Genomic DNA, 10,712 nt, shown 5'->3' on the forward strand with positions numbered 1-10,712 from the left:
GGGCCGGACACCGGTCACCGGCCCGCCCTACGGTGGGCCGGTGACCACCGCCCTGGAACAGCTGGCCGACCGGTTCGTCGACGAGTACGCGGCCGCCGTGCCGACGGTGGCCACGTACATCGGCGTGCGCGGCCACGACCACCGCTGGCCCGACCACTCCGCCGCCGGGCACGCGGCCGTGGCCGACCTGCTCCGCACGACCGTGGCCGCCGCGCAGGCGTGCCCGGTGGAGGGGCACCGCGAGGAAGTGGCGCGGGCGGCGATGGTGGAGCGCCTGTCCGCCGAGCTCGCCCGGTACGACTCGGGCTGGGCCGACGCGGACCTCAACTCCATCGAGTGCCCGCTGCAGGGGTTCCGGGAGACGTTCGACTCGATGCCGGTCGACACCGTCGAGGACTGGACGACGGTCGCCGCCCGCCTGGAGGCCCTGCCGGCAGCGGTCGACCGCTACCTCGAGGGGCTCGACGCCGCGGCCGACGCCGGCCGGGTGGCCGCCGTCCGGCAGGTCCGGCTGGCCGCGGCGCAGGCCCGCCGGTGGGCCGGCACGCCCCACGTGCCCGGCTTCTTCAGCGCCTTCGCGGCCGACGGTCCCGCGGAGCTGGCCGACCGGCTGCGACCCGCCGCCGACGGCGCGCACGATGCCTTCCTGCGCTTCGCCGACCACGTCGAGCGTTCCCTGCTGCCCCGGGCCCCCGAGGCCGACGCCGTGGGCCGCGAGCGCTACGCGATGGAGTCCCGGTTCCACACCGGCACGGCGCTGGACCTGGAGGAGACCTACGCCTGGGGTTGGTCCGAGCTCGCCCGGGTCGTCGCCGAGAAGGCCGCCGTCGCCGAGACCATCGCACCCGGGCAGGGCGTCGCGGGGGCGATGGCCGCCCTGGACGCCGACCCCGCCCGTCTCGTCCGCGGTCGGGCGGCGCTGCAGCGGTGGCTGCAGGACACCGCCGACCGGGCCGTCGCGGCGCTGGACGGGGTGCACTTCCAGATCGCCGGTCCGGTGCGCCGGATCGAGGGCCGGTTGACCCCGACCTCGGGCGCGGGCGTCTACTACTCGGCCCCCAGCGAGGACTTCACCCGGCCCGGCCGCATGTGGTGGTCGTTGCCCGACGGGGTGGACGAGATGACCACCTGGCGGGAGACCACCACCGTCTTCCACGAGGGCGTCCCCGGCCACCACCTGCAGATCGGGCAGACCGTGCACAACGCCGCCTCGCTCAACCGGTGGCAGCGGCTCCTGCTCGCCTGCTCCGCGCACGCCGAGGGCTGGGCGCTGTACGCCGAGCGGCTGATGGGCGAGCTCGGGTTCCTGGACGACCCGGGTGACCGGCTGGGCATGCTGGACGCGCAGGAGCTGCGGGCCGCCCGCGTCGTGCTCGACATCGGCGTGCACCTGGACCTGCCCATCCCCGCCGGGCACGGCGTCGACGCCGACCGGTGGAGCTACGACGTCGCCCTGCGCTTCCTGCGCGACCACGTGTCGATGCAGGACCAGATGCTGGTCGACGAGCTGCACCGCTACCTGGGCTGGCCCGGGCAGGCGCCGGTCTACAAGGTCGGCGAGCGGGTCTTCCTCGCTGCGCGGGAGGAGGCCCGGGCCCGGCACGGCGACGCCTTCGACCTCACGGCCTGGCACCACGCCGTCCTGGACCTCGGCCCGCTGGGGCTGGGCCCGCTCACCGAGGAGCTCGCCCGTCTCCAGGGCACCCGCAGGCGGCCCGGGGATGCGGTCGGGGGTGCGGCTTGGTAGGCAGAGCCCGTGCGCGCGATCACCTACACCGAGCCCGGCGGTCCCGAGGTCCTGCAGCTGACCGACCAGCCGCTCCCCGAGCCCGGCCCGGGCGAGGTCCGCGTCGCGCTCGCGGTCTCCGGCGTCAACCCCACCGACTGGAAGCGCCGCAGCACCGCCGACCCCGGTGACGCCCCCCAGACCCCGAACCAGGACGGCGCCGGCACCGTGGACGCCGTCGGCGAGGGCGTGGACCCGGCGCGGGTCGGCGAGCGGGTGTGGGTGTGGGAGGCCGCGTGGGAGCGACGCCTCGGCACCGCGGCCGAGCACACCGTCGTCCGGGCCGAGCAGGCCGTGCCGCTCGGCGACCACCCGTTCGAGCTCGGTGCGGCGCTGGGCATCCCGTTCATGACCGCCCACCGATGCCTCACCGTCGCCGAGCACCTGCCCCGGCGCCTGGAGCCCGGGTCGCTCACCGGCCGCACCGTGCTGGTGCAGGGTGGCGCGGGCGCCGTCGGCAACGCCGCGATCCAGCTCGCCCGCTGGGCCGGCGCCGTGGTCGTCACCACGGTCAGCTCACCCGAGAAGGCCGCCCTCGCCCGGGCCGCCGGCGCCCAGCACGTCGTGGACTACACGCGGGAGGACGTCGCCGCCCGGGTCCGGGAGATCGCACCGGACGGCGTGCAGGCGGTGGTCGAGGTGTCGATCCGGGCCAATGCCGAGGTGGACACGAAGGTGGTCGCGCAGCACGCCTCGATCGCGATCTACGCCGACGACGGCGGACCGGAGTTCAGCGCGCCCACCCGGGCGTTCATGGCGCTCAACACCCGGTTCCAGTTCGTGCTGGTCTACACCGCCCCGGCCGAGGCCAAGGCGCAGGCGGTCGCCGACATCACCAGCGCGCTGGCCGCCGGGGCCATCCGGGTCGGCGAGGACGCCGGGCTGCCGCTGCACACCTACCCGCTGGCCGAGACGGCCGCGGCGCACCGGGCCGTGCAGGACGCCGCCGTCGGCAAGGTGCTCGTCGACGTCACCGCCTAGAGCCAGGTCCGCCGCGGGGGCGCGGGGCAGGCGCCCCCGCGGCGGGTCCTCCTGCGGTCAGTAGTGGCGGCGGGCCTGCAGGACCACGAGGTCCTCGCCCTCGACGAGGTACACCAGCCGGTGTTCCTGGTCGATGCGGCGGGACCAGCATCCCGACAGGTCGCCGCGCAGCCTCTCGGGCTTGCCCGTGCCCGTCGCCGGGTCACGGGCCGCCTCCGTGATCAGTCGGTTCAGCCTGGTCAGGGTCTTCCGGTCACCCGACCAAGACGAGTAGTCGGCCCAGCCGTTCGGGGTGAACACCACCCTCACGACAGCAGGTCGCGCTCCTGCACGTCACCGGACCGCGCCTGGGCGAGGCTCTCGCGCAGATGTGCCGCGTTGGCCGGTGACTGCAGCAGGAACACCGTCTCCTTCAAGGAGCGGTACTCGTCCTCCGACACGAGGAAGGCCGTGCCGTTCTTGGACACGATCTCGACGGCTGTCTGGTCCTCGTTGACCTCCTGGATCAGCGGGAAGAGACGCTGCCGTGCTTCGCTGGCGGTGACGGACACAGGACCTCCATCGACGAGTGGTACCAGAAACTGTACCGCCACTCATGCGCAGTCGCGTCCCTCCTACGCAGAAGTCCGTCCTCCTGCACCAGATCCCGCGCAGGAGGACGGAGTTCGATCAACCTCCCTGATCAACGCTGGGCAGGAGCCTCAGGAGGCTCAGGCGCCCACGCCCAGCGACCGCGCGATGAGCATCCGCTGCACCTCGCTGGTGCCCTCGCCGATCTCCAGGATCTTGGCGTCGCGGTAGAACCGGGCCACCGGGAACTCGTTCATGAACCCGTAGCCGCCGTGCACCTGGGTGGCGTACCGGGCGTTCTCCATCGCCATCTCGGAGCTGTAGAGCTTGGCGATCGCGGCCTCGCGCTTGAACGGCTCGCCGCGCAGCATCTTCTCCGCCGCCCGGTAGTAGGCCAGCCGCGCCGTGGAGGCCCGGACCTCCATGTCGGCGATCATGAACTGGATGGCCTGGTTGCGGCCGATCGGCGACCCGAAGGCCTCCCGCTCGGCGGCGTACTTGACGCTCTCGTCCACGCATCCCTGGGCCAGCCCGACCGCGAGCGCGGCGATGGCGATGCGGCCCTCGTCGAGGATGGACAGGAACTGCGCGTAGCCGCGGCCCCGCTCCCCGACCAGGTTCTCCTCGGGCACCCGGACGTCGGTGAAGCTCAGCTCCCGGGTGTCCGAGGCGTTCCAGCCGACCTTGGAGTACCGCTGGCCGACGGTGAACCCGGGGGTCCCCGACGGCACGATGATGGCCGAGATCTCCTTGCCGCCGTCGGGCCTGGTGCCGGTGACCGCGGTGACGGTGACCAGCTCGGTGAGCTCGGTGCCGGAGTTGGTGATGAAGGCCTTGGACCCGTTGATGACCCAGTGCCCGTCCTCCAGCCGCGCCGTCGTCCGGGTGGACCCGGCGTCCGAGCCGCCGCCGGCCTCGGTCAGCCCGAAGGCACCCAGCGCCTGCCCGGCGCAGAGCTTGGGCAGCCACTCCTTCTTCTGTGCCTCGGTGCCGAACCGGAAGATCGGCATCGCGCCCAGCGACACCCCGGCCTCCAGGGTGATCGCGACCGAGGAGTCGACGCGGGCCAGCTCCTCCAGCGCCACGCAGAGGGTGAAGTAGTCACCGCCGGAGCCGCCGTGCTCCTCCGGGAACGGCAGCCCGAACAGCCCGAGCTCGCCCATCTGCGCCACGATCGCGGTGGGGAACTCGTCGGCCTCGTAGAACGCCCCGATCTGCGGTCGCACCACCTCGTTGGCGAACTCCCGGACCATGGTCCGCAGCGCCTCGGTCTCGGTGTCGAGCCGGTAGTCCAGCACCATCGTTCAGTCCCCCTCGGTCGCCTGTGGGGTCACCACGGCCACCTGCTCGTCCAGCCGGACCTGGTGGCCGGCGGTCACGGGGAGCTCGGTGACGACGCCGTCGACCGGCGCGGTCAGCACGTGCTCCATCTTCATCGCCTCGACGACCAGCAGCGGGGTCCCCGCCACCACCTCGTCGCCGACCGCGGCACGCACGAGCGTCACCGTCCCCGGCATCGGGGCGGTGACCACCCCGGAACCCGCCGCGGCCGCTCCCGCACCCGTCGCCCGCTCGACCAGCCGGAACGCCGCCGCGAAGCCCTCGATCCCCAGGTGCACCGTCGACCCGTCGCGGGCCACGGCGTACCAGGTGGTCACGTCGTCCAGCGCCACCGCGAGCCGGTCGCCGTCCCGCCAGGCGCGCGCCCGCTGCGGGGCACCCTCACCCACCCGGACCTCAGCCCCGCCCCGACCCCGGATCCCGCCCGAGCCGTCGGCCGCACGGCCGCGGGTGCGCACCGGCACCGGCTCGCCGCCGGGCACCACCAGCGTGCGGGTGGTCCAGGCGTGCTCGCCGACCCGCCATCCGCCGGGCACCGACCACGGGTCGACGACGGGACCGGTCGGCTCGTCGTCGAGCAGCAGGGCCAGCGCCGCCGCGGCGTACACCCCGGGCGGCGGGTCCTCGGCGCGGGTCAGCTGCTCCCCGCGCCGCTCGATCAGCCCGGTGTCCAGGTCGCCGGCGACGACGTCGGGGTCGGTGAGCAGCGCGCGCAGGAACGGCACGTTGGTCGTGACCCCGAGGACGGCGGTGCGGCCGAGCGCGGCGACCAGCCGCCCGCGTGCGGTCTCCCGGGTGGGGCCCCAGGCGATGACCTTGGCCAGCATGGGGTCGTAGTCGGTGCCCACGACGCCGCCCTCGACCAGCGAGCTGTCCACCCGCACGCCCTCGCCCGAGGCCTCGGCCAGCGACACCACCCGGCCGGCCTGCGGCAGGAACCCGCGGGCGGGGTCCTCGGCGTAGACCCGCGCCTCGATGGCGTGCCCGTCGAGGGAGACGTCGGCCTGCTCGAAGGGCAGCTGCTCCCCCGCGGCGACCCGCACCTGCAGCTCGACCAGGTCCAGACCGGTGACGGCCTCGGTGACCGGGTGCTCGACCTGCAGCCGGGTGTTCATCTCCAGGAAGAAGAAGTCGCGCGGGTTGTCGGCGTCGACGATGAACTCCACGGTCCCGGCGCCGGTGTACCCGACCGCGACCGCGGCGTCGACGGCGGCCTGGCCCATGGTGGCCCGCATGCGCGCCGACAGCAGCGGCGAGGGCGCCTCCTCGATGACCTTCTGGTGCCGGCGCTGCAGGGAGCACTCCCGCTCGCCGAGGTGGACGACGGTGCCGTGGGTGTCGGCCATGACCTGCACCTCGATGTGCCGGCTGTTGCCGACGTAGCGCTCGACCAGCAGCGTGTCGTCGCCGAAGGACGACCGCGCCTCGCGGCGGGCGCCGGCGATCTGCTCGGCCAGCTCGGACTCCTCGCGGACCACCCGCATGCCCTTGCCCCCGCCGCCGGCGGAGGGCTTGAGCAGCACCGGGAAGCCGGCGGCGACGGCGGCCGCGGCCACGGCGGCGTCGTCCATGCCGGGCTCGGAGGACCCGGGGACGACGGGGACACCCGCCGCGGCGACGGTGGCCTTGGCCCGGATCTTGTCCCCCATCGCCTCGATGGCGGCGACCGGCGGGCCGATGAAGGTGATGCCCGCGGCCTCCAGGGCCCGGGCGAACTCGACGTTCTCGGACAGGAAGCCGTAGCCGGGGTGCACGGCCTCGGCACCGGTGGCCCGGCAGGCCGCGACCACCCGCTCGATCGACAGGTAGCTCTGCGCGGCCGGCGCGGGGCCGATCGGGACGGCGAGGTCGGCGACCCGGGTGTGCAGCGCACCGGCGTCGGCCTCGCTGTGCACGGCGACCGAGCGGATGCCCATCGAGCGCAGGGTGCGGATGACCCGCACCGCGATCTCGCCGCGGTTGGCGACCAGGACGGTGGTGAACATCAGGCCACCACCGCCGCGTCGTCAGGCTGCCTTGGCGACCTTGCCGTCGAGCTTGACCAGCCGGCGCTTCTTGACCGTGTAGCCGGGCGGCAGCGTGCCCTCGGCGAGGGCGCGCAGCGGGCAGCGCCCGCACCGCGGCTTGTCGACGCAGCACTTCTTCTTCGGCATGCGCTGCTTGGCCATGCGGTGAGGTTAGCCATACCTGCCTCGCGCGGGAAGGGACGGGTGGGTGCGGCCGGTAGCGTGCGTGCGACGACCCGCCCCGAGGAGGAGGACCCGTGGCTGCCGAAGCCTTCGTGGAGCAGCTCAACGTGCAGATCGGCAACGAGTTCGCCGCGCACCAGCAGTACGTCGCGTGCGCGGTCTACTTCGACCAGCAGACGATGCAGCAGACCGCGCAGCTGTTCTTCGACCAGGCCGCCGAGGAGCGCAGCCACGCGATGATGATGGTGCGCTACCTGCTCGACGCCGACGCCGAGGTGCGCATCCCCGCCCTGCCGGCCCCGGTCTGCGCCTTCGCCGACGTCGTCGCGCCCATTGCGCTGGCCCTGGAGCAGGAGAAGCGCGTCACCGCGCAGATCAACGAGCTGACCGCGATCGCGCGGCGGGAGAGCGACTTCGCCTCCGACCAGTTCATGCAGTGGTTCATCAAGGAGCAGGTCGAGGAGGTCTCCACCATGAGCGACCTGCTCGCGGTCGCCCGGCGCAGCGCGCACGACGTCGAGCAGATCGAGGACTACGTGCTGCGCGAGCACGTCGCCGAGGGCGTGGACCCCACCGCGCCGCGCATCGCCGGCGCCTGACTCACATCCGGAAGACGCCATAGCCGACCTCCTCCAGGGGGGCGTGCGCGACCGCGGACAGCGCCAGGCCGAGCACGGTGCGGGTGTCGGCGGGGTCGATGACGCCGTCGTCCCACAGCCGGGCGGTGGCGTAGTAGGGGTGGCCCTGCCGCTCGTACTGCTCGCGGACGGGGGCTTTGAAGGCCTCCTCGTCCTCGGCCGACCACTGCTCGCCGCGGGCCTCGAGGCCGTCGCGGCGGACGGTGGCCAGCACGCCCGCGGCCTGCTCGCCGCCCATGACCGAGATGCGGGCGTTCGGCCAGGTCCACAGGAACCGGGGTGAGTAGGCCCGGCCGCACATCGAGTAGTTGCCGGCGCCGAACGAGCCGCCGACGACGACCGTCAGCTTGGGCACCCGGGCGCAGGCGACGGCGGTGACCATCTTTGCGCCGTGCTTGGCGATGCCGCCGGCCTCGTAGTCGCGGCCCACCATGAACCCGCTGATGTTCTGCAGGAACAGCAGTGGGACCTTGCGCTTGTCGCACAGCTCGACGAAGTGCGCGCCCTTGACCGCGGACTCGCCGAACAGGATGCCGTTGTTGGCCACGATGCCCACCGGGTGGCCGTGGATCCGCGCGAACCCGGTCACCAGCGTCTGGCCGTACAGCGCCTTGAACTCGGCGAACCGGCTCCCGTCGACCAGCCGGGCGATGACCTCCCGGACGTCGTAGGGCGTGCGGCTGTCCGGCGGGACGACGTCGTAGAGCGTCTCCGCGGGGTACGCGGGCTCCTCGGTGGGGTGCACGTCCCACGGGGCCGGGGCGACGGGGGCCAGCGTGCCGACGATGCGGCGCAGGATCTGCAGCGCGTGCTCGTCGTCCTCGGCCAGGTGGTCGGTGACCCCGCTGGTGCGGCTGTGCAGGTCACCCCCGCCCAGCTCCTCGGCGGTGACCACCTCGCCGGTGGCGGCCTTCACCAGCGGCGGGCCACCCAGGAAGATGGTGCCCTGCTCCCGGACGATGACCGCCTCGTCGCTCATCGCGGGGACGTAGGCGCCGCCGGCGGTGCACGACCCCAGGACGGCGGCCAGCTGCGGGATGCCGCGGCGCGACAGCTGCGCCTGGTTGTAGAAGATCCGGCCGAAGTGGTCGCGGTCGGGGAAGACCTCGTCCTGGCGGGGCAGGAACGCACCACCGGAGTCGACCAGGTAGAGGCAGGGCAGCTCGTTCTGCAGCGCCACCTCCTGCGCGCGCAGGTGCTTCTTCACCGTCATCGGGTAGTAGGTGCCGCCCTTGACGGTGGCGTCGTTGGCCACCACGACGACCTCGCGGCCGGCCACCCGGCCGACACCGGTGATGATCCCGGCGGCGGGCGCGTCGCCGTCGTAGAGCCCGTGCGCGGCCAGCGGCGAGAGCTCCAGGAACGGGCTGCCGGGGTCGAGCAGGGTGTCGACCCGGTCGCGGGGCAGCAGCTTGCCGCGGTCGGTGTGCCGGGTGCGGGCCCGCTCGCCCCCGCCCTGCGCGACGGCCGCCAGCTGGTCGGCGAGGTCCGCGGCCAGCTCGCGGTGCCGCTGCGCCCACCCGGCGGCCACGTCCGGGTCAGCCGGCGGGGAGCTGCTCAGCACCGGTGCGTCCACGGTCGGATGTTAACCACGGTTCACGTCACCGGTCCAGCGCGGGTGAACGCGGGTTAACATCTGCGGCATGGTCGCGGAGCCCGACAGCGCGCTGCACGTCGACGCCGCTCGGCCCTCCCGCCGGGAGCAGATCCTGCAGGCCGCCGCCCGGCTGTTCGCCGAGCGCGGCTCGCGCAGCGTCGGGGTCGACGACGTCGGCGCCGCGGTGGGGGTCACCGGCCCGGCCATCTACCGGCACTTCGCCAGCAAGGACGCGATGCTGGCCGAGATGCTGCTGCGGATCAGCGAGCGGCTGCTGGCCGGCGCCGAGCAGGTCGTCGCCGAGGCGGGCGCGGACCCCGCCGACCAGCTGGCCGCCCTCGTCGCCTTCCAGGTCGACTTCGCGCTGGACAACCCGGCGCTGATCACGGTGCAGGACCGCGACCTGGGCCAGCTGTCGGAGGACGACGCCCGCCAGGTCCGGCGCCTGCAGCGCCGCTACGTCGAGCAGTGGGTGGCGGTGCTGGCCGCGCTGCACCCCGAGGCCTCCACCGCCGACTGCCGGGCCCGGGCCCACGCGCTGTTCGGGCTGATCAACTCCACCCCGCACAGCGCCGGGCGGCTGTCCCGGTCGGCCACGGCGGCCCTGCTCACGACGATGGCCACCGCCGCGGCCACCGGCTGACGCCTACTGCGTGGCGAGCAGCTGCACCCCGTCGTCGGCCAGCTGCTGCAGCCCGGCGGCGGCACCGGCCTGACCCACCCACGAGGTCTCCACGATGACGGCGACGTCGTCCTCCGTGGCGCTGGCGTAGTCGGCGTTGCGCAGCTGCTCGGGGCCACCGGGGTAGCGGGCGCCCTCGCGCAGCAGGTCGGAGACGTTGCCGGTGCCCGAGACGTCGGTCAGCGACAGCAGCGCGGTGGCGCGGGCGGAGTCGGGCATGGTCACCCGGGACACCGACACCACCGCCGCGACGCCGTCGACCTCGGCCGACCAGAGCGCGCGCGACAGGCCCAGGCAGTCCGTCGTCCCGAAGAATCCGCTGATCGCACCGTAGGCGTGGTCCCTGCAGGTGGTGTCGTACCGGACCACCTGCAGGGTGTACTCGGTGTCGGCGACGGTCTGCACGGTGCCGACCGGCAGCGCGGCGGGGGTCGTCGGTGCCGCGCTGGTCGGGGTGGATGTGGACGTCGGCGCGGGCTCGGCCGCGTCGTCGGCGGAGCCGCCGCGCGTCAGCCAGAGGCCGCCGAGACCGAGCAGCACCACCAGGACGACGGCGGCCAGCACCACCAGCAGGCCGCGCCGGGACCGGCCCGCACCACCGGCGGGTGCGGCCGGCCGGCCCGGGGACTGCGGTTCGGCGGCCTCGCCGGCGCGGGTCGGTCCACCGAAGATCCCGCCGATGCCCCCGGTCTCGTCGACGGGGCCGGGCTGCTCGACGGCCGGCGGGGTCCACGCCGGTTCGGCCGGCGGCTGCTCGGGGTGCTGCGCCGGGCGCGGGACGATCGCCTGGGTCTCGTGCCACACCGGCTCGGCGGCGGTCGGCGGCGCCGGCTGCCCACCGGCCGGGGCCGCCCCGTCCTGCAGGGAGACGGTGTCGCCGGTGCGCGGCTCGGGGGCCTGCTGGGCGGCGGCCGCGGCCGCGGCGAGC

Annotated in this window: 10 protein-coding genes and 1 pseudogene; 4 read left to right on the forward strand and 7 right to left on the reverse strand. The window is 74.2% G+C overall.

The genetic code is table 11. The features are described 5' to 3' along the window. Positions 1 to 40 precede the first annotated feature (40 nt). Positions 41 to 1,747 carry a DUF885 domain-containing protein gene (locus NH342_RS10605; protein WP_253014583.1) on the forward strand — a complete coding sequence of 569 codons (1,707 nt, stop codon included), beginning with the start codon at positions 41 to 43 and terminating at the stop codon, positions 1,745 to 1,747. 9 nt (positions 1,748 to 1,756) lie between these two features. Continuing rightward, positions 1,757 to 2,767: a zinc-binding dehydrogenase gene (locus NH342_RS10610; RefSeq protein WP_253014585.1), complete on the forward strand. Its 1,011-nt coding sequence runs from the start codon at positions 1,757 to 1,759 to the stop codon at positions 2,765 to 2,767. A gap of 57 nt (positions 2,768 to 2,824) precedes the next feature. Here the strand turns inward: NH342_RS10610 and NH342_RS10615 are convergent, their stop codons facing one another. The 5 genes from NH342_RS10615 to NH342_RS10635 form a co-directional block, all read right to left on the reverse strand. Continuing rightward, entirely contained in the window at positions 2,825 to 3,076 is a 252-nt protein-coding gene (locus tag NH342_RS10615) for a Txe/YoeB family addiction module toxin (RefSeq protein ID WP_253014587.1), read from the reverse strand. Then, the gene (locus tag NH342_RS10620) at positions 3,073 to 3,318 is read right to left on the reverse strand and encodes a type II toxin-antitoxin system Phd/YefM family antitoxin (RefSeq protein WP_253014589.1); all 246 of its coding nucleotides are present in this window, start codon (positions 3,316 to 3,318) and stop codon (positions 3,073 to 3,075) included. The genes NH342_RS10615 and NH342_RS10620 overlap by 4 nt, the downstream gene beginning before the upstream one ends. A 159-nt stretch (positions 3,319 to 3,477) precedes the next feature. Beyond that, positions 3,478 to 4,638, reverse strand: coding sequence for an acyl-CoA dehydrogenase family protein (locus NH342_RS10625; RefSeq protein WP_253014591.1), 1,161 nt, complete (start codon positions 4,636 to 4,638; stop codon positions 3,478 to 3,480). A gap of 3 nt (positions 4,639 to 4,641) precedes the next feature. Continuing rightward, positions 4,642 to 6,663, reverse strand: a complete 2,022-nt coding sequence (locus tag NH342_RS10630; protein WP_253014593.1) for a biotin carboxylase N-terminal domain-containing protein — start codon at positions 6,661 to 6,663, stop codon at positions 4,642 to 4,644. 21 nt (positions 6,664 to 6,684) lie between these two features. Then, entirely contained in the window at positions 6,685 to 6,846 is a 162-nt protein-coding gene (locus NH342_RS10635) for a hypothetical protein (RefSeq protein ID WP_253014595.1), read from the reverse strand. A gap of 95 nt (positions 6,847 to 6,941) precedes the next feature. On the opposite strand from NH342_RS10635, the gene NH342_RS10640 reads away from it, so the two are divergent. Beyond that, entirely contained in the window at positions 6,942 to 7,466 is a 525-nt protein-coding gene (locus NH342_RS10640; RefSeq protein WP_253014597.1) for a ferritin, read from the forward strand. A gap of 1 nt (position 7,467) precedes the next feature. Here the strand turns inward: NH342_RS10640 and NH342_RS10645 are convergent, their stop codons facing one another. Then, positions 7,468 to 9,081, reverse strand: a complete 1,614-nt coding sequence (locus NH342_RS10645; RefSeq protein WP_253014599.1) for a carboxyl transferase domain-containing protein — start codon at positions 9,079 to 9,081, stop codon at positions 7,468 to 7,470. Positions 9,082 to 9,148: 67 nt separating this feature from the next. Between NH342_RS10645 and NH342_RS10650 the strand changes: the two genes are divergently transcribed. Further along, positions 9,149 to 9,745: a TetR/AcrR family transcriptional regulator gene (locus NH342_RS10650; RefSeq protein ID WP_253014602.1), complete on the forward strand. Its 597-nt coding sequence runs from the start codon at positions 9,149 to 9,151 to the stop codon at positions 9,743 to 9,745. A 3-nt stretch (positions 9,746 to 9,748) separates the two neighbouring features. Here NH342_RS10650 and NH342_RS10655 read toward each other — a convergent pair. After that, positions 9,749 to 10,712 (reverse strand): annotated as a pseudogene (locus NH342_RS10655) (hypothetical protein); the annotation flags it as partial.

The sequence above is a fragment of the Klenkia sp. PcliD-1-E genome, from assembly GCF_024124375.1.
Lineage (GTDB): Bacteria > Actinomycetota > Actinomycetes > Mycobacteriales > Geodermatophilaceae > Klenkia.

Excerpts from the sequence above, each read along its gene's own strand:
- NH342_RS10625 (WP_253014591.1), bottom strand. The coding sequence starts at position 4,638 with ATGGTGCTGGACTACCGGCTCGACACCGAGACCGAGGCGCTGCGGACC.
- NH342_RS10630 (WP_253014593.1), bottom strand. The coding sequence starts at position 6,663 with ATGTTCACCACCGTCCTGGTCGCCAACCGCGGCGAGATCGCGGTGCGG.
- NH342_RS10635 (WP_253014595.1), bottom strand. The coding sequence starts at position 6,846 with ATGGCCAAGCAGCGCATGCCGAAGAAGAAGTGCTGCGTCGACAAGCCG.
- NH342_RS10650 (WP_253014602.1), top strand. The coding sequence starts at position 9,149 with ATGGTCGCGGAGCCCGACAGCGCGCTGCACGTCGACGCCGCTCGGCCC.